We start from the raw sequence: 25,603 nt of genomic DNA on the forward strand, positions 1-25,603 counted from the left end.
TGACCATGACCACCGAAAGCACGACCCCCGCCGAAGCCGGGTACACCCCGGCGCCTGCGGCCTCTGCACCCACCGTCACCGCCGCGATCCGTCACGGCGACCTCGACAAGAAGGGCGGCGTGCCGCGCCGCAAAACCAACCTCGTCATCCTCGGCGGATCGATGATCGCCGACGGCGGCGAGGGTTCGATGGCGACGACCCTCTTCCCCGTGATCGCCGCCGCGCTCGGTCTTGCCACCAGTGCCCTGGGCATCCTGGCCGCCGTCGGCCGCGTCGTCGGCGTCGTGGCGGGACCCGCGTGGGTGTTCCTCTCGAAGAAGATCGGCCGCAGGTGGGTGCTCGCGATCGCCACCGGGTTCTGGGGCGTCTGGGGAGCGGCCGCGGGTCTCGCGCAGGACTTCACCCAGCTGCTGGTGCTCTACGGCGTCATGGCCGCCGGCACCGCGGCCGCCCACGTGCTCGTCCCCGAGGTCATCGGAGACTCGTTCGAAGACAAGAAGCGCGGCCGCGTCGTCGGCTGGGTCTACGGTGGCACCGCTGCCGTCGGAGCGCTGCTGGCACCGCTCATCGGCAGCCTCGCCAACATCGAGGACGGCTGGCGTTACGGCTTCTTCTTCTTCGGCGCGCTCAACGTCGTCTTCGGCCTGCTGATCCTCGCGTTCTACAAGGATCCCGGCACCGGCGGCGGCGAAGAGCAGCTCAAGACCTTCTCGAAGGAGGAGCGCGAGGCTGCCTCGAAGATCACGTGGGCCAAGGTTCGCAAGCTCCTCACCATCCGCAGCTACCTCATCCTCCTGGTCAGCCGCCTGCTCTCCAGCCACATGCTGCTCTCCGTCTTCGGCGTCACGATGCTCGTGCAGGAGTTCGGCTTCGACGTCGCCCTTGCAGCAACCGTGATGGCACCGTTCGGCATCGGCTTCCTCCTCGGAAACGTCTCGGGCGGTCTGCTCTCGGACTGGCTCAACAAGGTCAGCGTCAATTACGGCCGCATCGCCATGCTCCAGGCCGCGCAGCTGCTGTTCGCCGTGTTCGCCTTCTTCACCACCCAGGTCGTGTACGGCGGGATCATGCCGTACCTCGTCCTCTTCGGACTGTGCGGTCTGGCCCAGGGCCTCAACCCCGCCGTGAACCGCCCGCTGGTGATGGCGATCGTGCCGCCCGAGCTGCGCGGTGCCGCATTCGCGATCTTCGTCTCGATCATCGAATCGATCGGCTTCGCGATCTACTCCGTGCTCGGCGGGGCGCTGGCGGCGACGATCGGACTCCAGGGAGTGATGCTCTGGATCGTCTGTGGCGTCATGGTCGTCAACGCCGTCTGGCTCTCGCTGCTCTACCGGCCGTTCAAGAAGGACCGGCTCGCGCTCGAGGCCGACCTCGACGCGCGCCGCGCCCACATCCTCGACGCCGAAGCCCACGGCCAGGCGATCTGAAAGGAATGACCATGACATCCCTGAGCACAGAAGAGGCCGCAAGCCTCGGCTCCGGAGCCAGCTTCTGGACCACCAAGGCGGTCGGCGACATCCCCGCGATCTTCGTCACCGACGGCCCCCACGGTCTGCGCAAGCAGACCGGATCGGCGGACCACCTCGGCCTCGCAGGCAGTGTGCCCGCCACCTGCTTCCCTCCTCTGGCCGGTCTCGGCCAGAGCTGGGATCCCGAGCTGATCCACCGCGTCGGCGAGGCACTCGGCGACGAGTGCCAGGCTGAGAACGTCCACGTGCTGCTCGGCCCCGGCATCAACATCAAGCGCTCGCCTCTGGGTGGTCGCAACTTCGAGTACCTTTCCGAAGACCCGCACGTGTCCGGTGTGCTCGGCGCGGCGTGGGTCTCGGGGGTGCAGAGCCGCGGCGTCGGCACATCACTGAAGCACTACGCGCTCAACAACCAGGAACACGACCGCATGCGGGCCACCTCCGACGTCGATCCGCGACCGCTGCGCGAGGTCTACCTCCGAGGCTTCCGCCGCGTCGTTTCAGAGGCCGACCCGTGGACCATCATGTGCTCGTACAACCGCGTCAACGGGGTGCAGGTCTCGGAGGACCCCTTCCTGCTGACCCAGGTGCTGCGCGACGAATGGGGATACGAGGGCGTCGTCGTCTCTGACTGGGGGGCTGTGCGCGATCGTGTGGCATCGGTCGCGGCAGGCCTCGACCTCACCATGCCCTACGACGGCGGCACTGGAGACGCAGAGGTCGTCGCGGCTGTCGAGTCGGGCGCCCTGGATCGTGCTCATGTCGAACGTGCAGCGCACCGCGTCGAGGCGCTCGCGCGCAAAGCGACCGCCGCTCAGATCGATGGTGCGACGTACGACGTCAACGAACATCACGCGCTCGCCCGAGAGGCCGCCGCTCGCTCGATCGTGCTGCTGAAGAACGAAGATCGGATGCTTCCGCTGGCACCGGCGGGATCCATCGCGGTCATCGGCTCCTTCGCCGAGAAGCCCCGGTATCAGGGCGGCGGAAGCTCGCACGTGAACCCGACTCGCGTCGACGTGCCCCTCGATGAGATCCGGGCCGCCGCAGGGGACGCATCGGTCACCTTCGCACAGGGATTCACGGTCGACGGCAGCGGTGCGCAGTCGGCCCTGGTCAGCGAGGCGGTGGATGCCGCGGCCGCGGCCGATGCGGCGATCGTGTTCCTCGGGCTCGATGCCCGCCAGGAATCGGAGGGCTTCGACCGCGAGCACATCGACCTGCCGGTCGAGCAGATCGAGCTGCTTGTCGCAGTCGGGTCCGTTCAGCCGAACGTCGTCGTCGTGCTGTCGCACGGCGGGGTGCTCGACCTACGCGACGTCGCCGCCCACGCCCCGGCGATCCTCGACGGAAACCTGCTCGGCCAGGCCGGGGGCGGTGCGATCGCGGATGTGCTGTTCGGCGTCGTGTCTCCCTCGGGCAAGCTCACCGAGACGGTGCCGCTGCGCATCCAAGACACGCCCGCCTACCTCGACTTCCCGGGTGAGCACCAGCACGTCCGGTACTCGGAGGGCCTGTATGTCGGGTACCGCTGGTACGACGCGCGCGACCTCGAGGTCGCGTTCCCGTTCGGCCACGGCCTGTCGTACACGACGTTCGAGTACGGACAGGCCTCTACCCGGGTCGACGCTGACACCGTCGTCGTCGCCCTCGACGTCATCAACACGGGCCATCGCGCCGGTCGCGAAGTCGTCCAGGCCTATGTCGCCGTGCCTGACTCCGAGCAGGTCCGGGTGCCGCGCGCGCTCGCGGGCTTCGCAAGCGTCGACCTCCAGCCCGGCGAACGCCGGGAGGTCGAGATCCGCATCGATCGAAGCGACCTCGAGTACTGGGATGTGCGCCTCGACCGGTTCGTTCTCGAGGGTGGCCGCTACGTCGTATCGGTCGGGTCGTCCAGCCGCGACATCCGCACCCGCGTAGAGGTGGACCTCGCCGGTGACGCCGTGTCGTTCCCGCTGACCCTCGATTCGACGATGGGGGAGGTCATGGCGAACCCGGTCGCCGCAGCGCTCCTCACCCAGGCGATGTCGATGCCTGACGTGCCCGAGGGCGATGCGATGGGCACGGACATGGCGCGCATGATGGCCAGCATCCCGATCGAGCGCACGCTGATGTTCGGAGGCGGTGGCACTCGCGAGCAGCTCGAACAGCTTCTCACCGCCGCAAACGCGAACTCCTGACAATGGGGGTGTGAGGCCGGGCGGCGATCCGCCCGGCCTCACACCGTCACACCCACGATCGAGAGAAGACGATGACCAGCCCGAACGCCACCGACGTTGAGTCCCCGCGACACCGCAGTCCGGACGGCCACCATACGGACCGCCGCTTTCCGCGCGCAGTGTTCCGCCACGGCACCGAACCCGATGTCCGCTTCACGCTCGCCAACGAGCGCACCTTCCTCGCGTGGATCCGCACCGCGCTCGCTCTCATCGCCGGCGGCGTCGCGCTCGAGCTGCTCGGACTCGACCTTCATCCCGGCCTCCGGCTCGCGGCATCCCTCGTGCTGGTGATCGCCGGGATCATCACACCGGCGCTCGCGTGGCTCAATTGGACCCGCAGCGAGCGCGCCCTCCGGTGTGGCGAGCAGCTCCCGGCTACGCTCCTCGGGCCGTTGCTCGCCGTCGCCGTCACGGTGGCCGGCGTGCTTGTGCTGCTCGCGATCCTGATCCGATGAGCGCGCTGTTCGACCCCGGCCTGCAGCCGGAGCGCACCGAACTCGCGTGGCGGCGCACCTGCCTCGCCTTCGCCGTCGGCTCCCTCGTCGCGCTGCGCCTGCTGCCGGTCGCGCTGGGCAGCGCGTGGTGGGTGCTCGTCGGCGTCGCCGGGCTCGCGGCATCCGGTGTCCTGTGGCTGTGGGCGCGCCGACGCTACCACGCCGTCAACACCATCCTCGCGCGCGACGGCGACCGGGGGCGGTTGCCGGGGGCCGGCCCTCTCTTCGCGCTCTGCCTCTTAGCCCTGGTGGCGGGTGTCTTCAGCCTCGCGGTCGTCCTCGGCGCGTGACCCTGGGGATCTTGGGAGGCCGTCGTGATGCGAGATGACTCTTGAGAGAAAGGCGGGCCCGCTGTTCCACGTGATCTGTCCAAGCCAGGGTGGTCACGACGACGGCCGCCGTGCTGAGGGCGTGTCCACCTCGTGTCCAAGAAGTCGTGAACGACCAGGCGGGAGGCGCCGCGGTCCGCTGGACGCACTGAGTTCTCTACCCGAGACCGATCATCCCGGGTTGCGTCGTGCGCGACGCCCTGGGGGACACTCCTCGCAACCGACGCAGTCATGTCTCCGCGACTGAACAGCACAGGCTGAGAAGAGTCGGCCAACGGGCGACGACCTCGTGCGGGTCGAGGCTGACCGGGTCACTGCCGGGATGGCAGGACGCGCGACTCGGTGATTGACCAGGTGGGCCGCTGATCAGAGACTTCACACATGACCGATGAGCTTCCCCCGCGGACGACCAAGGGCGCCCACGAGAAGAAGAAGGCGATCGACGTCGTCACGGTGTTCCTCCTGTCGATCACCGCCGTGCTCACGGCGTGGTGCGGATTCGAGGCATCCAAATGGGGTGGCGAGATGTCCATCGCTTTCAGTCAGGCATCCAGTGCGCGCATCCAGGCCGCCGCCGCTGAGGGTGAGGCCCGTGACGCACGACAGTACGATCTGTCGATCTACACCCAGTGGGTGCTGGCCGACCTCGACGGCGACACGGAACTCGTCAGCTACATCGAAGAGCGGTTCACCCCCGAGTTCCGCGTCGCCTTCGACGCATGGAATGCCGGCGGGCGGTCCGATCGCGGTCCGTTCGCCACGGAGGAGTACGTCCCGCCCGGGACGGACGAAGCCGTGGAGTTCACCGCCCGCGCGGACACCAAGTTCGACGAGGCCCTCGAGAACAACCAGCGGGGTGACAACTACGCGCTGCTGACGGTGCTGTTCGCGCTGGTGCTCTTCCTCACGGCTATGGCGCAACGCGAACTCGCGCCCTGGGTACGTCGGGCATTCCTCATCCTCGCCATCGCCGTCGCAGCCGTCGGGATCGCGATCATGCTCACGTTCCCCATCCGGATCTGACGGCGCGACCCTCGCCGAGTAACCCGAGGGAGTGGACGCGACGGCGGGAGTCGAACCCGCAACGCTTCCGGGTATGAGCCGGAGCCCGGGACCACCCGGATCGCCGCGATGTGAAGCGATGGCACCACGCTAGGCGATCGCGCCGACACCGCTCCAGGGTGTGAACCCCCGTGACCGCATGTGTCTCAGAGCGTCGCGGCGTACTCCCGCAGATGGGACACCACGAACGCGTGATCATCGGCCTGCGGCAGGCCCGAGACGCCCACCGTGCCGACGACTCCGACGCCGATGATCGTGATCGGGAAGACGCCGCCGTGCGCGGCGTAGAGCGACGTGTCGAGGCGTCCGTCGGTGTCGAAGTCGCGGCCGGCGGCGCGGAACGCCAGCCCGACACCGTACGAGGAGCGCCCGTAGCGCCGCGCGACGCGCGCCTTGCGGTCGAGCCAGCCGTCGTTGTCGGCGCTCGAGCCCGGGAGCGCCGCGTGGAAGACGCGCGCCTCGCCGAGCGCGATGCCGATGACGATCGGCAGTGCCGCGGCCGCTGCGGCCTCGCGCATGCGGGATCCGAGGGCCCAGGCATCCCTCACGTCGAAGCGCGGAAGTACGACGTCGCGCTCCTCCGCCTCGACGCGGGACAGGGTCTCGAAGACGTCGTCGCTCATGCGTCGAGGGTAGCCGGGGCGGTGCAGGATGCTCGATCTTTCCTCGTAAGCGAGCAAAAAGATCAACCTGGGAATCGGCTGTTGATTTCCCGTGCAAACCGACATAGCGTGCCCACTTAGGTCCGTCGAAGAACGTTTGAGCAAAGGTGCGCTATGCCCCGTCGTCAAGTCCTCGCCGTAATCACCGCCATGACGCTCGTCGTCGGATCGGCATTCGTCGGTTCCGCTGCCTCCGCGACGAGCTCACCGCCCGACCTGCCGCCGGCGGTGGATGCGAGTCAGCTCGACGCGCGGGCCACGGCCAAGCTCGGCGGCGCGATCACTGCCGCCGAGGGAAAGGTCACGGCGTTCGTCGAACTCGCGACCGACTCCGGCGTCGAGGTCGAGCAGGCCGGCGGTGACGCGGCGGCGGTTCAGGATGCCGCGGCAGAGACCGAGGCAGTCGCCGCCGAGGTCGTGCCGTCGTCGGCCGACGCGAACGCGCGCTCTCGCAGCGACGCACCCGCCAGGGTCTCGGTCGTCACGAACCTCATCTCGGGCACGATCGTCACCGGCGACGCCGCGCAGGTACGCAGCCTCGCCGACGACCCGGCGGTCGTGAGGGTCTCCCTCGTGCGAACCCACACGGTCGACAACGCGAACAGCGTCGCCTTCACGCGCGCTCTCGAGACCTGGCAGAGCACGGGCCAGACGGGCGAGGGCGTCCGCATCGGCATCGTCGACACCGGCATCGACTACACCCACGCGGACTTCGGCGGTGGCGGAACAGTCGAGGCCTACGATGCGGCCTATGGGGAGGACGGCACCCAGCCGATCCCCGAGGGATCCTTCGATGCCACGAAGTTCCTCGGCGGTCACGACTTCGCCGGTCCCACCTACGACGCCGAACTCGCGGACTCCGTTCCGATGCCGGACGACAACCCGATCGATTCGCCCTTCACGACGGCCAACTCGGGCCACGGCTCGCACGTCGCAGGTTCCGCCGCCGGGTTCGGCGTACTGCCGGACGGCACGACGTTCCGCGGTGAATACTCCGCCCTGAAGTCGGTGGCCGACTGGCAGGTCGGACCCGGCACGGCGCCGGGAGCCGGTCTCTACGCGCTGAAGGTCTTCGGCGATGCCGGCGGTTCGACGAACCTCGTCATCCCGGCTCTCGACTGGGCGTCCGATCCGAACGGCGACGGCGACTTCTCCGACCGCCTCGACATCGTCAACATGTCGCTGGGCTCGGACTACGGCCCCGCGGACGATCCCGAGAACGCGGTCGTCGATCGCCTCAGCAAGCTCGGCACGCTCGTCGTCAACTCCGCGGGCAACGCGGGTGACCTCACCGACGTCGGAGGCAGCCCGGGCAACTCGGCCAGCGCACTGACCGTCGCCAACTCGGTCGGCGGACCGCAGACCTACGACGGCATCGAGGTGACCGCGGCATCCGACTCGAACCTCGTCGGGCTCCACGCGGGACAGAACTCGGTCTCGTACGTCGGTGACGACGTCACCGCCCCCGTGGCGTTCGTCGGTGCGGACTTCGACGGTTGCACGGCGTTCACTCCCGATCAGGCCGCGGCCGTCGCGGGCAAGATCGCCTACCTGTGGTGGGAAGATGACGACGCGGCACGGGTCTGCGGTTCGGTCGTGCGCTTCAATAACGCCACCGCCGCGGGCGCGGTCGGAGTTCTGCTGCCGACCGAGCAGTCGGTCTTCGCCGCCGGCATCTCGGGCAACGCAGCGATCCCCGGCGCGCAGATGACGTCCTCGACGACCGACGCGCTCCTGCCCGAGATCGAGGCGGGCACCCTGACGGTGCACATCGGTCCGGGCCTCGCATCCGCGGTGGTGGCCGACATCACGCCCGACGTCCTCAACACCGGCTCCTCGCGTGGTGAGCACGGCTCGCTGGGCATCGTGAAGCCGGATGTCGCGGCTCCCGGCACAGGCATCCTGTCCGCCGCATCGGGCTCGGGCAGCGAACCGCACGCGCTGTCGGGCACGTCGATGGCCTCGCCGCACGTCGCGGGTATTGCGGCTCTCGTGCGCGAGGCGAATCCCGGATGGGACTCCTGGCAGATCAAGGCCGCCGTCGTGAACACCGCGACCCACGACCTCTACACCGGAGCCGGACGCACCGGCCTGACGTACGGCCCGGAGCGCGTCGGCTCGGGGCGTGTCGACGCCCTCGACGCCGTCACCAACAGGACGATCGCGTATGACAGCGAGAACCCCGCGCTCACCTCGGTGGCGTTCGGTGTCGTCGACGTCGGTGACACGACCGTCGTGCAGAAGCGCACTGTCACGGTCAAGAACCTCGGCTCGACGTCGCAGCGGTACTCGACCTCGGTGTCCAGCGCGTCGACGGCCGGTGGAGCGAGCATCACGGCTTCGCCCGAATCGATCACGATCCCGGCCGGTGGACAGGCGCTCGTCACACTCACGCTGACCGCGGATCCGGCGACCCTCTCGCGGGACATGGACCCGACGTCGGTCGAGTTCCAGGCGGGCGTGCCGCGCGACTACATGACCGAGGTGTCCGGACGCCTCGTGCTGACCTCGGGTGAGGCCGAGCTGCGGGTGCCCGTGCGTGCGGCGCCCCGACTCGTGACCGACCTCACCGCGCAGGACGTCGCATTCGCGAGTGCCGGTGCCGAGACCGCCGAGCTCGCCGTCGAGGGCCGGGGCGTGGCCTCGGGAGGCTGGTTCGGTCTCACCTCGCCGTTCATCCTCGCCGCGACGAGCCCGAAGCTCGAGGCGGACGCATCGGCCGGCACGTCGGCAGCGACGGTCGGCTCGGGTGACCTGAGGTACGTCGGCTGGGCGAGCACGGCGCCGAGCGCGGATCCGAGCTCCGACGGTTACCTGGGCGTCGGAATCGCGGTGGACTCCGATTGGAGCAACCTCGGCACGGTGATGATCCCCGTCATCGACATCGACCTCGACGGCGATGGGGCGTTCGACATCGAGACCTACGTCCAGAAGCTCCAGGACACCGACATCACGCTCGCGACCACGGTCGACCTCAACTCGGGCGATGTCGTCGGACTCGAGCACGTCAACGAGTTCTTCGGCAACGTGGAGACCGGCGTCTTCGACCGCAACGTCGCCGTCATCCCGATCCCGCTGGGTTCGTCGGGCATGACCGAAGGTGTGAAGCCCACGCTCTCGGTGTGGACCTTCAGCGGGCTCACGGGCGACATGATCGACGCCGTCGACCCGTTCACGGTCGACCCGTTCGCTCCTCCGGTCTGGTTCGAGAACAACGCAGGCGACTTCAGCTCGGTGCTCGACGGCGGAGAGTCCGTCACCGTGCATCGCGGGACGGGCGCGCTGCCGGAGCAGCTGCTCGTGCTGCAGCACCACAACGCGGATGCGGGTGCGCGTGCACAGGTCGTCGATCTGACGAGCCCTGCGGCGACCGCGACGACGACGACGCTCAAGGTCACTGGCGGCAAGACGGTGGGGAAGGATGCCACGCTGACCGCGACCGTCAAGCCGAAGGCAGCGGCGGGCACCGTGTCGTTCCTCGACGGGACGACCGAGATCGCCTCCGCCGCGGTGGAGAACGGCAAGGCGACCGCGACCGCCAAACTCGGGGCGGGCACGCACAGCCTCACAGCCGTCTTCACGCCCGACAGCGCGGAGTACGCATCGTCGACCTCCGAGGCTGTCGTCGTCGAGACGGCGCAGTCGACGTCGAAGACGACCGTCACCCTCTCGCCGAGCTCGGTGTCGTTCGGCACGTCATCGACCGCGAAGGTCACCGTGACGGGCAAGACCGCCGCGCCGAGCGGAAAGGTCGAGCTACGCGAGGGGAAGACCGTCCTCGCAACGGCTGACCTGACGGTCACCGGTCTGACCGGGACGGCGTCGGTCGCACTGCCGAACACGCTGGGAAAGGGATCCCACACCATCACGGCCGTCTACCTCGGCAGTGCCGATGTCGCCGGATCGAAGGCGGAGGCGACGCTCAAGGTGAAGGCCGCCACGGCGACGGTCACGATGTCGGCGCCCTCGTGGAAGGTCAAGCCCGGCGCGCCGACCCAGATCGGGGTCGCGGTGACGGGACCGAGCGGCGCCCCCGCCCCGACCGGAACGGTCACGGTGTCGGTCAACTTCCGGGTCGTCGCCAAGGTCGCTGCGTCCTCGACGCCGGTGTCGGTCACGGTGCCGGGTCAGCGGTTCTTCGCCGTCGTGACCGCGGTGTACTCGGGTGACGCGGGCTACTCGACCGCCATCGACGTGGGAGTGCTCACCGTCCGGTGATACGCGGACGTGCCACGGCTCAGCGACCGCAGAGCCGTGGCACGTCGCCGTTTCCGAAGCGATAGTCGTAGCGCACGCCGTCGACGGTCACGATGACCTGCATCCCGTCGATCTGAGCCTGCGTGTAGGAGGAGCCGGGCTTCGGACACCCGAGCGCGCCGTCGTTCCAGGTGACCGCGATGGCGGAGACGAGCGTCGGGGTCCCCGCGACGTCGCGCTGCGCGAGATCATCGACGATCGCGCTCCATCGGGCATCCGGAACGTCGACCGGTTCCCCCGTCGGCGTCGGCAGGGCGGGCTGAACGCGGGTCCGCGTCGGCGATGGCTGTGTCGGATCCGTCATGGCGCCCCCTGAGCACGCGGCGAGCAGAAGCACGAGAAGGATGCCGACGGACGTGCCGGCGAAGCGTCTGGCCATGTCGCTCCCGGTGCTCGCGCCCAGCCTAGACCGCGGAGTGCGGCGGCGGGGGAGCATCGAGCGCCCGCAGCATCCGCTCCAACGTCTCGCGGAGCTCTTCCCGTGCCGGCGACGCGAGATCCGTCGCGTACTCGACGCCCGCTGGGATCCACGACAGGCCGTACATCGTCTCGCGGAAGTCGCTGCCACCCACGGGCCAGCGGGTGTGCGTCGCGTCCTCCGCCGTCGCGCCCTGCGCCCATTGTCCGAAGTTCTCGCGCATGACCTCCAGCGGAAGCTCCATGACGGCATCGGCCTCGACGGCGGTGCGCACCCACGAGCGCGCGACGAAGACGAACTCCTCGATCTCTTCGGCCGTGAGAGGCTTCGGCTCGAAGAGCACGCGGGTGTGCTCGACATCGGCGAGGCGGTCGACGCGGAACGTGCGCCAGTCGTCCTTCTCGAGATCCCAGCACAGCAGGTACCAGTGCCGATCGGCGGGTGCGAGGGCATGCGGCTCGACGCGGCGCCTCGTCACCTCGCCCGACGCGGCGGTGTAGACGAAACGCACCCGCTCGTGATCGCGGCAGGCGAGCGCCAATTCGCCGAGGATCTCGCTGTCGACCGGCGCGCCGGCGTTGATCCCCGACGGCTGGACGGTCTCGGCGAGCGCGTTCACCCGGCGACGCAGGGGAGCGGGCAGCACCTGCTCGAGCTTCGCGAGAGCGGTGATCGTCGTCTCTGGGCCTGAGACGAGACGTTGGGATGCCGCGACCCGCAGTCCGATCGCCATGGCCACGGCTTCCTCGTCGGTCAGCAGCAGGGGCGGGACGGCGCTGCCCGCCTCGAGTCGGTAGCCGCCCGCAGCTCCGGGAGAGGACTCGATGCGGTACCCGAGGTCGCGCAGGCGCTCGACGTCGCGGCGCACCGTCCGCTCGGTCACGCCCAGGCGCACGGCCAGTTCGGTTCCGGGCCAGTGCCGATGGGTCTGGAGCAGATTGAGCAGCGAGAGTGCGCGGGTCGTGGTGTCGGACATGCTCGAAACTCTAGCGATCGATGCGGACAGGATCTGACCGGGACGCTTCGTAGCCTCGATCCATGGCGAACGAACCGATCATCCACGCGCAGGGTCTCACCAAGCGCTTCACCGTGAAGAAGAAGACCGTCGAGGCCGTCACCGACCTCACCTTCGAGGTCGCGCGCGGAGAGCTCGTGGCCTTCCTCGGGCCGAACGGTGCGGGCAAGTCCACGAGCCTGCGCATGCTCACGACCCTCATCCCGCCGACCTCGGGCACCGCCCGCGTGGTCGGGTACGACATCCTCAAGCGACCTGCCGATGTACGGGCGCGGATCGGCTATGTCGGACAGCTCACGAGCGGCAGCTTCGCGCAGCGGGTGCGCGACGAACTGCTCAGCCAGGGAGCGTTCTACGGCATGCCGACGAACGCGGCGAAGAAGCGGGCCGACGAGCTCATCGAGTCGCTCGATCTCGCGTCGTTCGCGACCCGCTCCGTGCAGCAGCTCTCGGGCGGGCAGAAGCGCCGCCTCGACATCGCGCTCGGGCTGATGCATGCGCCGCCGCTCATCTTCCTCGATGAGCCGTCGACGGGACTCGACCCGCAGAGTCGGGCGAACCTCTGGCAGCACATCCTCGACCTGCGAGCGCAGCACGGCACGACGATCTTCCTCACGACCCATTACCTCGAAGAGGCCGATCGCTACGCCGAGCGCGTGATGGTCATGGACAAAGGCCGCGTCATCGCCGATGACACCGCGACGGCACTGAAAGCCGAACTCGCCGGTGACGTTCTGACGTTCGGCTTCGGGTCCGCCGCCGAGGCGGGACGAGCTCTCGACGTGCTGTCGGGTCTGACCGATCGCGAGGTGCGGCAGGAGGAGGCATCCGTCACCGTCACCGCCCCCGAGGGTGACGCGCTGCTACCGCACGCCGTGCGGGCGATGGATGCCGCGGGCATCACCGTGGCGCGCGCGACCGGTGTGCCGCCCACGCTCGACGACGTCTTCCTCGCGCTCACGGGGCGCACGCTCCGCGAAGCCGGCGAGGGAGAGCATCAGGAAGAAGAAGTGAACGAGACGACAGGAGTCCAGCGATGACCACAACGAACGACACCGCCGTCACCGCCAACCCGGCGCGCGACACCTGGAACGTGCTCACGCGCGAACTCAAGCCCGTCTTCCGCGATCCGTTCACCCTCATCTTCAGCCTCGTGCAGCCGCTCGTGTTCCTGGGGCTCTTCGCGCCGCTGCTCGTCGGCTCGTCGGGTGCGCCCGTCGGTGAGACGCTGCAGTGGTTCGTGCCGGGAGTCCTGGTCATGATCGTGCTGTTCGGCACCGGGGCGACGGGCTCGAACCTGCAGTACGAGATGATGACGGGCTCGCACGAGCGCACGCTCGTCGCACCCCTCGCACGGTCGTCGCTGCTCATCGGTCGCGCACTGAAGGAGATCGTGCCGATCATCGTGCAGGCGATCATCATCGTGCTGATCGCGTGGCCGTTCGGCTTCACGATCAATCTGCCCGGACTCGTGATCGGTCTCGCCCTGCTCGCGGTGTTCGGCGTGGGTCTCGGCTCGCTCTCGTACACCCTCGCCCTCGGGACGAAGGATCGCGAGTGGCTGTTCTGGGGCGTGCAGCAGACGCTCATCTTCCCCCTGTTGATCCTTTCGGGGATGCTCCTGCCGCTCGACGACGGGCCGGCGTGGATGCGCGCTGTCGCCACGGTCAACCCCATCAATTGGGTTGTGCAGGCCGAGCGCGCGCTCTTCGCGGGAGACCTCGGAGCGATCGAGGTGCTGTGGGGCTGGCTCGCGGCGCTCGTGCTCGCCGCAATCGGGCTCTGGGCCGGCATCCGTGCGATGCGCCGGAGCAGCTGACCCGAGTCGGTTCGACCTCGGGAATGCCCGCACCGACATCGGTGCGGGCATTTCCTTGCCGGGGTGTTTCTCGTGTGGCTAGAGTGACGAACAAGCCGACCGGGGGGAACGCTCTTGAGCGCCGACGCATCGCACACGCCCGTCACCGAGAGCGAGCGACTGCGCGAGCACGAGGCGGAGCGGCGGGACAAGGATGCCGCGCCCCCGCGCGTGAGGAAGAAGCGCGGACGCGGCGGCCTCAGCATCCAGTCCAAGCTCCTCATCATGCTCTTGGGTGTCAGCGTCATCTCGTCGGTGATCGTCGGCGTCATCGGCTACGTGAGCGGCCGCGAGTCACTGCGCGAAGCGGCCATCGATCAGTTGACGACGATCCGCGAACTGCGCGTCGGAGAGATCGAGACGGCCATGGCGGGGGCGCAGAAGGGCGTGCAGCTCGATTCGCGCAACCTGAGTGCGCAGACCCTCTCGAGAGAGATGAACGCCGCGTGGGACGACCTCCAGTCACGTGAGCTCACTCCCGCACAGGAAGCCGAACTCGAGTATTACTACGCCGACACGTTCATCCCCGAACTCTCCGCGCGTACCGGCGACTCCTACAGCACGACAGCGTTCATTCCTCAGTCCAACGCCGGCAAGTGGGCGCAGTATCACTTCACCATTCAGAACGCCGACTTCGACGCCGCGCTGGATGACAACGACGGCGGCGACGGGACGCGCTTCTCCGAAGTGGCCGGCCAGTACGGGGACTACCTCTCGCGGCTCGTCACCCAGGTCGGCTACGAGGACCTGCTCCTGCTCAATCTCGACGGCGATGTCATGTACTCCGCCTACAAGGGCATCGACCTCGGCACGAATCTGAACGACGGTCCTTTCGCGGACTCACTGCTGGCGGACGCCTATCGCGAAGTCGTCGCGACGAACTCGGTCAGCACGTTCCGCACGACGGACTTCGAGCGCTGGATCCCTTCGCTGAACGTCCCGACGATCTGGGTCGTGTCGCCGATCGGCAACGATTCCGCGGTCACCGGAGTGCTCGCGGTACAGATCCCGCTCGAGACCATCAATGCGGTGATGACAGGCGGCGAGGACTGGAAGGAACAGGGTCTCGGAGACACCGGCGAGGTCTACCTCGCCGGACCCGACCGGACCATGCGCAGCATCTCGCGGCTGCTCGTCGAGGATCCGGAGGGGTACGAGACAGCCGTCATCGCCAACGGAACCCCGCCCGCTACCGCCGAACGCGTGGTCGCCGTGAACGGCACCATCCTGCTGCAGCCCGTCGACACGTTCTCGGTCAACCAGGCGCTGAGCGGCAAGACCGGGAACGCCATCGCGCCCTCCTATTACGGCGCCGAGAGCATCACGGCCTATTCGCCGGTCGAGATCGAAGGTCTCAACTGGGTCGCCGTCGCGCACATCCAGACAGCCGAGGCATTCGCGCCGGTCGCCGACTTCACCCGCAACCTGGTGCTCTCCCTCCTGGGCATCGTCCTCGCCGTCTCGCTCCTGTCGCTCGTGCTCGCGCAGGTGTTCACCAGGCCGATCAAGAAGCTCGTCGATGCCGTGCGCCGCGTCGCCGGCGGCGACCTCGCGGTGCAGGTGCCGACCGGTTCGCGCGACGAGTTCGGCGACCTCGGCAGCGCCTTCAACGACATGGCGTCGAGCCTGCGGCTCAAACAGGAGCTCATCGACGACCAGCGTGCCGAGAACGAGAAGCTTCTGCTCACCCTCATGCCCGAGACGATGGCCGAGCGCTACAAGAAGGGCGAGGAGGCGATCGCCGAAGAGCACGCGAACGTCTCGGTCGTCTTCGCGGAGCTCGTCGGCTTCGACCAGTACGCCGACGCCCTCTCGAGCTCCGAGGAGATCGGGCAGCTCAACGCGCTCATGCGCGGTTTCGATGAAGCGGCGACGAAGGCGGGGGTCGAGAAGGTCCGCACCCTGCGCGGCGGCTATCTCGCGAGCTCGGGCCTCATCATCCCGCGAGTTGACAACGTGCGGCGGGCGGTCGATTTCGCGCGCGAGATGCGCGCCGTCGTGCAGCGGTTCAACGCGCAGAACGGCACCCAGATCGATCTGCGCGCGGGGGTGGACACGGGCACGGTGACGAGCGGTCTGGTCGCGCGCACGAGTCTCGCGTACGACCTGTGGGGGGATGCCGTGAGCCTCGCCTACCGCGTGCGCAGCGCCAACGCGGAGCCCGGACTCTTCGTGAGCAACGCGGTCTACAACCGTCTGCGCGAGACCTACACCTTCGTGCAGGCGGGCACCGTCGAAGTCCACGGCAAGGCCGAACCGGTCTGGCGGGTGGAGTAGTCATGGATCCGTTCGCCGACGGATGGATCTGGTGGGCGATCGCCATCGCGATCGGCGTGCCGGTCATCCTGGTCCTGCTCACCGAGCTGCTCGGTGCATTGACCCGCCGCGGCAATCCGGCCGCCGGTCCCGTCCGGCTCCTGCGCAACTGGATCGTGCCTGTCGCGGCGCTGCTGGCGCTCCTCGCCTTCGCGTCGCTGTCGCCGGCCGATCAGGTCTGGGTGCGCGTCGTGGCCACGGTGTTCGGGTTCCTGCTGATCCTCCTGCTGCTGTCGTCGTTCAACGTCGCCCTCTTCTCGAACGCGAAGCCGGGTTCGTGGCGCGAGCGCATCCCGTCGATCTTCGTCGAGATCGCACGGCTCATCCTCGTCGTCGTCGGTCTGGCGCTGCTGTTCCAGTGGGTCTGGAACGCAGATGTCGGCGGCCTCATCGCGGCGCTCGGTGTGACATCCATCGTCATCGGCCTCGCCCTGCAGAACGCCGTCGGCGGCGTCATCTCGGGACTGCTGCTGCTCTTCGAGCAGCCCTTCAAGATCGGCGACTGGCTCGACCTCGGATCCGTGCAGGGCCGCGTCGTCGAGGTCAACTGGCGTGCCGTGCACATCGACACGGGGGCCGGCATCCAGATCGTGCCGAACTCGACCCTGTCGGGCGCGTCGTTCACGAACAAGAGCCAGCCCGAGGGGCCGTTCCACGCGTCCACGACCATCAAGTTCACGACCGATGACCCGCCGCACGAGGTCATCGAGCTGCTCGTCGACGTCGCCGACTCGCTGCCGATGAGGGTGACGGACGAGCGCGCCAGCGCGGAATACGTCGGCGGGGGCGCGTACGCCGTCACTCTTCCGATCCAAGGGCCCGACCAGGAGCAGCGCGCGATGAGCCTGTATCTCGCGTGGCTCTGGTACGCGTCGCGGCGCCGCGGACTCGCCCTCGACGGCGACGCGAGCGATCCGATCGCCGAGCCGGGGCGACTCGGAGAGGCGCTGGACGTCGTCGGGCCGACGCTGCATCTCGGGGACAAGGAGCGCGAGCTCGTGCTCGGCACGAGCAGGCTCGAGCGCTACGGGATCGGCGAGATCGTCGTTCCCGCTGGCATCGTGCCCGACGAGATCCGCTTCATCGTGAAGGGCCACGCCCGGCTCGCGGTCGAGGTGGCCGGCGGCCGGATCGAGTTCGCCACGGCGGATCCAGGAGACTACATCGGGCAGACCGCGCTCACCCGCGAGAAGACGCTCGTCACCGCCGTTGCGGCGGACATCCTGACGGTCGTCGTCGTGCCGCTCGCGACCGTCGACGAACTCGTACGCACACGGCCGCTCCTCGCCCAGGAGATCGGCCAGTCGATCGAATTGAAGCGCAAGCTCGCGGCCGACGCCCTGGCGACGACCGGTATCGTGCGCGGCGCCATCGGCGGCTGACGCCGCGGCGTGCATCGCTCAGGACAAGACGTCCACGCGAACGGCCGTGGCGTCCATCGAGCCGATCCATCCTGCGCGATGCACACGATCTGCGGGTAACGATTTCGCCTCGAATCCGCCGGTGCGAGCCCGAGAGGCGACTTCCCGGAGAGTCCGCGTGATCCGTGGACCTAGGATTTCGGAATGACGAAGGCGACACGGCGAGGAGTCCTCGCCGTCGTCACCGCGATCGTCCTTCTCGCTCTGGGGCTCGGAGTCGGCGTCGTCGTGGGCGACGCCCTCGGCATCCGCACCGAGCCGTCCGCGCAGATGACACCCGCCGAAGAGGTCATCCCGGCTGTCTCTGAAGCGATCGCTCCGCCGACGTTCACCACGATCGACATACCGGTCGATCCGCGCACGGATCTCGCGGTTCAGGACCTCGAGAGCGCCGTGCAGGATGCCGCGGCGACCGCCGGCGAGGCCTCCCTCACGGTCGTCGTCCTCGACGGCGCCGACGACGACACCTATACGCTCGCCGGCGCACCGGACGCCCTGCGCATCGAGGCATCGAGCGTCACCGGCGCGGTGCGCGGCATATACGACCTCTCGGCGCAGATCCGCTCCGGGCGCTCGGTCGCCGAGCACCTCGGCGAGACCGTGACGTCGCGACTGCCGTTCCGCATGGTCGACCTCGGCGCCGTCGGCGTCGAGCCCGACCCCGCACTGTGGGAGGCCGGCGACGACTACTCGCACGTGTCGCGGGCGTTCGAAGAGGTGTATCTCGAAGAGGCGCCGTACATCGACCGCGAATCGCTCGCCGACGCCTACGACGACTGGGAGCAGTTCCTCGCCCGCTCTCTCGCCAACGGCTACAACGCCGTCGCGTGGCCGGGATTCGTCGAGTACGCGACGTTCGATGACGTCGAGGGCGGCCCGATCTACCCCGAGGGCGACGCGCACGTCGCGCGATCACTCGCCCTCCGCGACGCGTTCGGCCCGTTCTGGGACCGCGCCGCCGAGCTCGGCGTCAAGGTCTTCCTGCGCACCGACATGCCGACCCTGACGCCGACGATGAACGACTGGTTCGTCGACCGACTGGGATCGCTCGCCACCGAGGATCCGCGGCTGTGGCAGACCTACGCCGAAGGGCTCGACGAGCTCTACGCCGCCGAGCCGGGGCTGTCGGGCATCCTGATCCGCATCGGCGAGGGCGGCGACATCTACAAAGAGCCCGGGTGGGACTACTACTCCGCGATCGCCGTGCGCACCCCCGAGGCCGTTCGCACGATGCTCGAGTCGTACACGGCGCAGGCCGAGGCATCCGGTCGCGAAGTCATCTTCCGCACGTGGTCGGTCGGCATCGGCGCTGTGGGCGACATGCACACCGACGCCGATTCGTACCACGCGGTGCTCGACGGGATCGACTCGCCGGCGCTCATCGTCTCGACGAAGTACACGCTCGGCGACTACTACTCGTGGCTGCCGCTCAACGACACGCTCGAGACGGGGGACCAGCGGCGCATCGTCGAGTTCCAGAGCAAGCGTGAGTTCGAGTCGCTCGGGGCGTTCCCCAACGACCTCGGCGCAGAGTTCCAGTGGGCGATCCAGACGCTGCTCGCGGCGAACCCGCGCATCGAGGGCGTCTGGACCTGGACGCAGGACGGCGGCCCGTGGCGCGCCGGACCGATGATCCTCTACCTCAAGGCCGGTTTCTGGCAGCTGTCCGAGCTCAACACGCAGGTCGCCGCCGCGATCGCCCGTGACCCGGCCGTCGACGTGGGCGGTGTGACGGTCGACTGGGCACGGGAGTTCTTCTCGGATGACCCGGCGACGGTGACCGCGATCGCCGAGGCGATGACGTACTCGCACGCCGCGGTCAAGAACGGTCTCTATCTCGGCCCGTTCGCCGAAGTGCGCGCGTTCGCGCTCGGGCTCGAGCCTCCGCCGCAGATGTGGCTGTTCGAGTGGGACATCCTGACGGGCGACTCCGCGACCCTCGACGTGCTCTACACGATCATCGGCGCGGACCGCATCGACGAGACGATCGCGCAGGGTGAGGCGGCGGTCGCCGACGCCGAGCGCATGCTCGGGCTGGTGGAGGGGACGGATGCCGCGACCTGGCGCGACCCCGAGATGCGCGAGGCGTTCGTCGGCGCGCTGGAGTACGAGGTCGACACTCTGACGCTCCTGTCCTCCTATCGCGAGATGTTCCTGCGCCAGGCCCAGTGGCACGACACGCTCTCGCCCGATGTCCACGCGCAGTGGCTCGGGGCGCGGGATGAATACGTCGCGCGCGCGCACCACCATCTCGAGTGGTACGCGAGCGATGTCGCGCACCCCGCGTGGAACCTCACCGCTGCACAGCTGGGCGTCGACCGTGCCGACCGCGACCTCGCGATGGCGTGGTTCGCCCGCATCCTGCTGCTGCTCGCGGCGGCATGGGTCGTGATCGGCATGCTCGCCGCGCGCACCCGCCTCGTCGCGAAGCCCGGCGCGGCAGCCGCACGCGCGGCGTGGATCGCGTCGACGAGGCCATGGCGGGCGAGGGAATCGACGCTCGGGATGCTGAGACTCGACCGCTGGCTGTTGCTCGGGGTTCCGGTGGCCCTGCTCGTCGCGACTCGCGCGGTGCAGACATCCTTCCTCTCGTGGTCGCACCTGCTCGTCGTGCTCGCGGCCTGGACGATCTTCGCGCTCGCCGTGCGGCTCTTCGTGGGCCGCCGCTCGCCGTGGCCCGTCATCGCCGCCGTCGGCGGAGTCGTCGTGCTGCGCTGCATCGTGACGCTGTTCGCGCTGTCGTTCTCGGGACCGGGCGGCTACTGGTTCGCGTTCTGGACCGATCCGACGCTGCGCGTCACCTACATCACGATCGCGTTCGCGCTGTTCGTCTGGGTCTTCGTCGCCGCCGGATGGGCGCTGTCGGCGCAGCTCGGCACGCGTCGCGCGTGGGGCGCCGTCCTCGCCTCGGTCGGCGCGGGGCTGCTGATCCCGGCGCTCGTGATCGGCGCGGTCGGCATCGAGGGGGCGCTCACGATCTGGAACGACGAGCTCGGCCTGCTGCCGTGGGGCCTCGCGCGCATCCTCGGCATCACGACCTACCTCGAGATCCCCGATGCCACGGCATGGTACGGCGCGGGCTTCGCCGCCGTGCTCGTCGTCGCGGGGGTGCTGCTCGCGTTGCCCAAGCGCCGGGCGCGGGCCGCGGCATCCTGACGCGACACGCCCGTCGCGAACGCGACCCGTCGCTCGTGGTCGTCGCCGCGTCCGCCGCGTCTGCTGCGACCCGTCGCTCTTGGCCGTCACCGCGCCTGCGAGCCGTCGCGTTCGGCCGCCGCGCGGTGCACGGGGCGACCGTTCGAGACGGCTCGGGCCGTCGGGCGGCGCAAGGCGAGGCCGTTCGAGACGGCTCGCGCACCGCGCCTGCGAGCCGTCGCGTTCGGCCGCCGTGCGGCGCGCGGGGAGGCCGTTCGAGACGGCTCGCGCCTAATTCGACGTGAGAGTGCGGTCGAAGTCGCCCTGACGTGTCGAGACGATGTCCTTGCCGAGCGGCATGAGCGAGATCGGGATCATCTTGAAGTCGGCGAGCGCGAGCGGGATGCCGATGATCGTGATGAACAGGGCGATGCCCGAGACGAGGTGGCCGATCGCGAGCCACCAGCCGGCGAAGATCACCCAGATGACGTTGCCGAGGAATGAGCCGACGCCCGCCGTCGGCTTCGACACGATCGTGCGGCCGAAGGGCCAGATGACGTAGCTCGCGGTGCGGAACGAAGCGATCGCCCACGGAATCGTGATGATCGGGATGCACAGCAGCACCCCCGCGAGCAGGTAGCCGAGGAAGAGCCAGAAGCCCGCGAGGATCAGCCAGATGATGTTGAGGATCGTGCGCACGAGATCAGTGTGTCAGGCGGATGCTGGGAAGTCGTCCGATCCGCGACGTCAGGTCGCATGAAGGTGGACGCGGATCTGGCGCTCCGCCGGAAGCCGTCGACTCAGAAGAGCATGGGCGGCATCGCCGCTGCGCCACTGGTCGCGCTCCATGACGAGCAGGTCGCCGCCCGTCCCGAGCACAGCCCAGGACCGTCGCGCTTCCGAGTACATCGCCAGCGCGACATCGTCGAACGGGATCTCCATGATCTCCTTCGAGGAGACCCAGGCGATCCGGTCATGGTCGATCACGAATTGCGCGCCGCGCATGCCTCGGAACATCTTCGCGTTGAACACTTCGACACCGGATGCCGTGAGTCGCTTCATGAGCGCGGCCTTGGACAGGGTGCTGTAGAGCGGCTGGGGAAGGTCGACGAACGGCAGCCCGAGGGCTTCGCTCACCTCGGCTTCGGAGGCGGACAGCACCTGGTCGCCGAAGGTGACGAACACGGTGGGGATCGCATCGGCGATCACCTGTCGCACGACATCGCGGGTGAGGTCCGCGGGCGCGTTGATCGTCAGATCCGAACGTTCGCGTCGAGAACGGAGCACGCTGATGGCCATCGCCTCGACGGTCTCGAGCTGCGACGCGGGGACGGCGATGTCGTTCCACCAGTCTTCGAGCTCCTGCGCGTGCTGCTCGTCGGAGATGCCGGATTCGGCGAGTCGTCGGAGGGTCTCGAGGGCGTAGGTGGCCGCTGCGAGTGCGTCCTCGGAACGCGCATCGAGTGCGAACGCGACGAAATGCGCGTCTCTGTCGAGCGGTGCGTCGAACGGAGCGACGGAGTAGATGAGCTGGCGATGCGTGCGCAGGTCCTCGTGGAGTGCGCCCGCGATGGTGGCTCCCGCGATCGCGATCGCGCCCTCTGCGCGGGCACCTCTCAAGACGAGGCTGACGACGACCGTCTGCGGGCCGTTCGCGACCCACGCGCCCCCGCGGATCACGTCGGCTGTCGTTCGCGGCGGCAGCGCGCGTGCGGGTGGGAGGGAGATGTCGAGCGCGTCCGGCACGTCCCCCGAGAAGACGAGAACGGCGTTGCCCGTGTGCAGCCATGCGTCGGCGAAGGCGAGCGCCTGCTCGCGCGTGATCGAGCGGTGCCCCGGCGTACCCACATCGAGCAGACCGAGGCTCTGCGCGCCGAAGCGATCCAGCAGGGCACCTCGACCGGGGAGCTCATCATCCTCGCCGAGCTCTGCTGCGATGATGCGTCGCTGCTCCGCGACGTCGTCATCCGTCACCTCATGGAGGGAGACGATCGCCCGGGAGACGCGCGAGAGGAAGTCGGCGACCTTGTCCGGTGCCCCCTGCGCGAAGAACGAGATCGTCTCGTCGTCCGTGCGGGCGTTGTGCGGAATCGAGACCTTTCCGACCCGAGACATCACGAGGTGCTCGATGAGGTGTGCGGTGCCCGCTGTGGGTGCTGTCTCGTCCCGCAGCCCGACGCCGAAGATCAGCTGGCCGGCCAATGGGTCAGGGGTGTGTACGACGAATGCGGGAACTCCGGCGACATCGACGGAGGAGACAGCGGGCAGAGTCATCCACCCATCTTCAGGCATCCGGACGAGCCGGTTCGACACCTGTGGATACGTCGGAGAAGCGTCTCGCGGTCGGAGAATGTCACGGAAGTCGGATGACTTCGCGCGGGATTCTCCGACGAGCGTGACATTCACCGACCGGGGTGCATCGCGCGGACCGACCGGGGTTCATCGGAGGCGTGCATGTCGGCGCTCGCGCCTAGAATCGAGGAGACATGACTGACTCCTCCGCGCCCCTCATCGTCGGCAGCGATCGCGGGCCGCAGGCGAGCGGCGTGCGCCCTGACGAAGATCTCCTGACGGGGCTCAACCCTCCGCAGCGCGAGGCCGTGATCTACCGGGGGCCCGCCCTGCTCATCGTCGCCGGTGCCGGGTCGGGCAAGACGAGCGTGCTGACCCGTCGCATCGCGTCGCTGCTGCGCGGCCGCGAGGCGTGGCCGAGCCAGATCCTCGCGATCACGTTCACGAACAAGGCGGCGGGCGAGATGCGCGAGCGCGTCAGCCACCTCATCGGCGACCGCGCGCAGGGCATGTGGATCTCGACGTTCCACTCCGCCTGTGTGCGCATCCTGCGCCGTGAGGCCGAGCAGTTCGGCTTCACGAAGGCGTTCACGATCTACGACTCCGGCGACTCGCGCGCGCTCATCAAGCGACTGGTGAAGGAGCACGAGGCTGACTCCTTCGGCCTCACGCCCGCCGGCGTGCAGAGCCGCATCTCGAAGCTCAAGAACGAGCTCGCCGATGCCGAGTCATACGCGCGACAGGCGAATCTGAGCGACCCCGCCGAGCGCATCTTCGTCGACCTCTTCACCGAGTACCAACGCGCTCTGCAGAAGGCGAACGCCTTCGACTTCGACGATCTGATCGGTCAGGTCGTCTACCTCTTCCGTGCGTTCCCCCACATCGCCGATGTCTACCGCCGGCGGTTCCGCCACATCCTCGTCGACGAGTACCAGGACACCAACCACGCGCAGTATGCGCTCATCCATGAGCTGACCCGTCCGCCGGGCAGCGACTCCGGTCCGGTCGCGTCTTCCGGCGGAATGATGATCTTCGACGATCGCGAGACCGAAGAGGCATCCTCCCTGACCGTCGTCGGTGACTCGGATCAGTCGATCTACGCCTTCCGCGGCGCCGACATCCGCAACATCACCGAGTTCGAGCGCGACTACCCGGGCGCGAAGGTCGTCCTGCTCGAGCAGAACTACCGCTCGACGCAGAACATCCTCAGCGCCGCGAACGCCGTCATCAGCAACAACTTCGACCGCAAGGACAAGAAGCTGTGGACGGATGTCGGCGAGGGCGAGAAGATCGTCGGCTTCACCGGCTACTCGCAGCACGACGAGGCGCAGTTCGTCGCCGACGAGGTCGAGGTGCTGCGGCGTGCAGGCACCGACTACTCCGAGATGGCGGTCTTCTACCGCACGAACTCGCAGTCCCGCGCGCTGGAAGAGATCTTCATCCGCTCGGCGGTGCCCTACAAGATCATGGGCGGCACGAAGTTCTACGAGCGTGCCGAGATCAAGGACGCCCTCGCCTACCTCGTCGCCGTCGCCAACCCCGCCGACGAGATGGCGGTGCGTCGCATCCTGAACAAGCCGCGCCGCGGCATCGGCGACGTCACCGAGACGGCGATCGCGCGGTACGCAGCCGACGAGGGCATCACGTTCCGCGACGCGCTCGCGAACTCGTCTGCACTCGGCGTGGGGCCGAAGATCCAGGCGGCGATCGCGCAGCTCGATGCCGTGCTGGCCGAGGCATCCGACATCATGCTTCCCGCGACGGGCGAGCTCGCCCCCTCGACGTCGGTCGCCGACGGACTCCAGGTGCTGCTCGGCAAGTCGGGCTACACCGACGCGCTGCGCGCGAGCCGCGACCCGCAGGACGAAGCGCGCGTCGAGAACCTCGACGAGCTCGTCGCGGTCGCGCGCGAGTTCGCCCGCAACAATCCCGAGGGCACGGTCATCGACTTCCTCGCCGAGGTCGCGCTCGTGTCCGATGCCGATGACCTCGAGGATGCCTCGGGCTCGGTGTCGCTCATGACGATGCACACCGCGAAGGGCCTCGAGTACGACGCCGTCTTCGTCACGGGCGTCGAGGAGGACCTCATCCCGCACCGCATCTCGGCGAACGAGCCGGGCGGTCCGCAGGAGGAGCGGCGGCTGTTCTACGTCGGCGTGACGCGCGCGCGCAAGCGCCTGTATCTCTCGCTCGCCATGACCCGCGCGCAGTTCGGCGAGGTCACGGTCGCGATGCCGAGTCGATTCCTGCAGGAGATCCCGTCCGACCTCGTGCACTGGCGCCAATCGCCGGGCGACGTGAACTCGCGCGGCGGCACGCGCTCGCGGGCTCTCAACGCTCGCGGGCCCGGCGCGCAGTCCGGCGGCAGCCGGTACGGCGACGACCTGGTGCCGCTCCCGCGCCGCGAATCGACCAATCTCGACAAGTTCGCCAACCGCCTGCCGGCGAAGTTGCGCGACAACGGCGATATGGAACTCGCGCCGGGCGACCGCATCCGTCACGAGAACTATGGTGAGGGTCGCGTCGACATGATCACGGGCGAGGGCGCGAAGCGCATCGCCTACGTGAAGTTCGACAGCCACGGTCAGAAGAAGCTGCTCATCAAGGTCGCGCCGATCGAGAAGCTCTGATCCACAGCCCCGCGGTCGCGTAC

General features: G+C 68.6%; 17 protein-coding genes and 1 tRNA gene. 12 read left to right on the forward strand and 6 right to left on the reverse strand.

Annotated elements, in window-relative coordinates; genetic code table 11:
* Positions 1-5: 5 nt before the first annotated feature.
* The 5 genes from MA876_RS10995 (at position 6) to MA876_RS11015 (ending at position 5,537) form a co-directional block, all read left to right on the forward strand.
* On the forward strand, positions 6-1,430 hold the full coding sequence (locus tag MA876_RS10995; RefSeq protein WP_248148794.1) for an MFS transporter: 1,425 nt from the start codon (positions 6-8) through the stop codon (positions 1,428-1,430).
* Between the two features lie 11 nt (positions 1,431-1,441).
* A complete protein-coding gene (locus tag MA876_RS11000; RefSeq protein ID WP_372491518.1) occupies positions 1,442-3,652 on the forward strand; it encodes a glycoside hydrolase family 3 C-terminal domain-containing protein in 2,211 nt (736 codons plus the stop codon).
* 71 nt (positions 3,653-3,723) lie between these two features.
* Entirely contained in the window at positions 3,724-4,146 is a 423-nt protein-coding gene (locus MA876_RS11005) for a YidH family protein (protein WP_248148796.1), read from the forward strand.
* Positions 4,143-4,475, forward strand: a complete 333-nt coding sequence (locus MA876_RS11010; protein ID WP_248148797.1) for a DUF202 domain-containing protein — start codon at positions 4,143-4,145, stop codon at positions 4,473-4,475. Before MA876_RS11005 ends, MA876_RS11010 begins: the two co-directional genes overlap by 4 nt.
* Before the next feature lie 420 nt (positions 4,476-4,895).
* Positions 4,896-5,537, forward strand: coding sequence for a hypothetical protein (locus tag MA876_RS11015; protein WP_248148798.1), 642 nt, complete (start codon positions 4,896-4,898; stop codon positions 5,535-5,537).
* 32 nt (positions 5,538-5,569) lie between these two features.
* Here the strand turns inward: MA876_RS11015 and MA876_RS11020 are convergent.
* Together MA876_RS11020 and MA876_RS11025 are read right to left on the reverse strand one after the other, a co-directional pair.
* A tRNA-Met gene (locus MA876_RS11020) sits at positions 5,570-5,645 on the reverse strand.
* A gap of 77 nt (positions 5,646-5,722) precedes the next feature.
* The gene (locus tag MA876_RS11025) at positions 5,723-6,199 is read right to left on the reverse strand and encodes a heme-degrading domain-containing protein (protein ID WP_248148799.1); all 477 of its coding nucleotides are present in this window, start codon (positions 6,197-6,199) and stop codon (positions 5,723-5,725) included.
* Between the two features lie 153 nt (positions 6,200-6,352).
* Here MA876_RS11025 and MA876_RS11030 point away from each other — a divergent pair, with 153 nt between their 5' ends.
* Positions 6,353-10,456 (forward strand): S8 family serine peptidase, encoded by a 4,104-nt coding sequence (locus MA876_RS11030; RefSeq protein ID WP_248148802.1) that lies wholly within the window; start codon positions 6,353-6,355, stop codon positions 10,454-10,456.
* A 19-nt stretch (positions 10,457-10,475) separates the two neighbouring features.
* Here MA876_RS11030 and MA876_RS11035 read toward each other — a convergent pair whose 3' ends face one another.
* On the reverse strand, positions 10,476-10,874 hold the full coding sequence (locus tag MA876_RS11035; protein WP_248148804.1) for a DUF8738 domain-containing protein: 399 nt from the start codon (positions 10,872-10,874) through the stop codon (positions 10,476-10,478).
* A gap of 25 nt (positions 10,875-10,899) precedes the next feature.
* Positions 10,900-11,889: a helix-turn-helix transcriptional regulator gene (locus MA876_RS11040; RefSeq protein ID WP_248148805.1), complete on the reverse strand. Its 990-nt coding sequence runs from the start codon at positions 11,887-11,889 to the stop codon at positions 10,900-10,902.
* A 62-nt stretch (positions 11,890-11,951) separates the two neighbouring features.
* On the opposite strand from MA876_RS11040, the gene MA876_RS11045 reads away from it, so the two are divergent.
* The 5 genes from MA876_RS11045 to MA876_RS11065 all read left to right on the forward strand — a co-directional run bounded on the left by MA876_RS11045 (position 11,952) and on the right by MA876_RS11065 (position 20,679).
* Positions 11,952-12,968, forward strand: a complete 1,017-nt coding sequence (locus MA876_RS11045; RefSeq protein ID WP_248148806.1) for an ATP-binding cassette domain-containing protein — start codon at positions 11,952-11,954, stop codon at positions 12,966-12,968.
* Positions 12,965-13,747 (forward strand): ABC transporter permease, encoded by a 783-nt coding sequence (locus MA876_RS11050; RefSeq protein ID WP_248148807.1) that lies wholly within the window; start codon positions 12,965-12,967, stop codon positions 13,745-13,747. Before MA876_RS11045 ends, MA876_RS11050 begins: the two co-directional genes overlap by 4 nt.
* Positions 13,748-13,861: 114 nt before the next feature.
* Entirely contained in the window at positions 13,862-16,063 is a 2,202-nt protein-coding gene (locus tag MA876_RS11055; RefSeq protein WP_248148812.1) for an adenylate/guanylate cyclase domain-containing protein, read from the forward strand.
* A 2-nt stretch (positions 16,064-16,065) separates the two neighbouring features.
* Entirely contained in the window at positions 16,066-17,484 is a 1,419-nt protein-coding gene (locus tag MA876_RS11060; RefSeq protein WP_248148813.1) for a mechanosensitive ion channel domain-containing protein, read from the forward strand.
* Positions 17,485-17,667: 183 nt separating this feature from the next.
* Entirely contained in the window at positions 17,668-20,679 is a 3,012-nt protein-coding gene (locus tag MA876_RS11065) for a hypothetical protein (protein WP_248148814.1), read from the forward strand.
* A 270-nt stretch (positions 20,680-20,949) separates the two neighbouring features.
* On the opposite strand, the gene MA876_RS11070 is transcribed toward MA876_RS11065, so the two are convergent.
* The gene (locus MA876_RS11070) at positions 20,950-21,357 is read right to left on the reverse strand and encodes a YccF domain-containing protein (RefSeq protein ID WP_248148815.1); all 408 of its coding nucleotides are present in this window, start codon (positions 21,355-21,357) and stop codon (positions 20,950-20,952) included.
* A 48-nt stretch (positions 21,358-21,405) separates the two neighbouring features.
* Entirely contained in the window at positions 21,406-22,932 is a 1,527-nt protein-coding gene (locus tag MA876_RS11075) for an insulinase family protein (RefSeq protein ID WP_248148816.1), read from the reverse strand.
* Between the two features lie 212 nt (positions 22,933-23,144).
* Between MA876_RS11075 and MA876_RS11080 the strand changes: the two genes are divergently transcribed.
* Complete coding sequence (locus MA876_RS11080; RefSeq protein WP_248148817.1) at positions 23,145-25,580, forward strand: ATP-dependent helicase; 2,436 nt, start codon at positions 23,145-23,147, stop codon at positions 25,578-25,580.
* Positions 25,581-25,603: the final 23 nt, after the last annotated feature.

The organism is Microbacterium aoyamense (genome assembly GCF_023155855.1).
GTDB lineage: Bacteria > Actinomycetota > Actinomycetes > Actinomycetales > Microbacteriaceae > Microbacterium > Microbacterium aoyamense.